This is a genomic window from Thiorhodococcus mannitoliphagus (genome assembly GCF_010915725.1).
Lineage (GTDB): Bacteria > Pseudomonadota > Gammaproteobacteria > Chromatiales > Chromatiaceae > Thiorhodococcus > Thiorhodococcus mannitoliphagus.
Genome location: NZ_JAAIJR010000404.1, coordinates 1 through 718, shown reverse-complemented (window position 1 = coordinate 718; position 718 = coordinate 1). Strand labels below are relative to the sequence as shown.

The following is a 718-nucleotide window of genomic DNA, read 5'->3' as shown; positions in this document are numbered from 1 at the left end:
CTTAAGCTTTTCTTCTTTTCCGATATAGACCGTCATCTCCGTCCGATCCAAACCGCGCTGCTCCATGAGACGGCGTATCTTGTGGAAGCAGATTTCGACAAATTCATCGCCTTGTTCCTTGTAGACCTTGACCTGCGTTCCAAGGCGGCAGAGATAATAGACCGAGCGCTTGATCATCTCTTTCAGGGCTTGAATGCCCACGTAGGCCAAGTCACGAATGACCAAATCTCCGGATTTCAGTAACTCCATGGTTTCCATTGAATTACTTGCATCTTGATCGTTGAAGGCATGCAACGAAAGGTCGTTGATCATCCCTCCTAACAGGTTATACTCGAACTGGATTCTCACCGCCGCTTTTGAACCAGATCCACCGCTTCCCGGATAGACGTCATGCAGTTTTTCGTCGATTTGAAAACAAACGGAATCCTTGATCAGAATCCGCTTGATTCCTTTTAAGTCACACAAATATGATTCTGAATCCAGTTGGCTGCTCAGTAGCTTCTCGATCGCCTTTCTTAGGAAAAGGACTGCCGTTTCGTTGAATCGCTCATCCAAGCTCTGCTTACGTATGTCGATGTCGTGCTTCTCCTTCAGAACGATTGACAGATCATTCAGGCTCTGGTCTTTAAGGTTTTCATGGTTAAAAACGATGAGATCCAAAAACAAGGCGCCGCCGATCTTGCTTTCTCTTTGAACGAAACCTGTTTCTTTGGCCAGC

Annotated in this window: 1 protein-coding gene; it reads right to left on the bottom strand. The window is 46.4% G+C overall.

From position 1 onward, the window contains the following. A partial coding sequence (locus G3480_RS27140) for a transposase (protein WP_164657278.1) occupies positions 1-718 on the bottom strand: 718 nt, incomplete at both ends.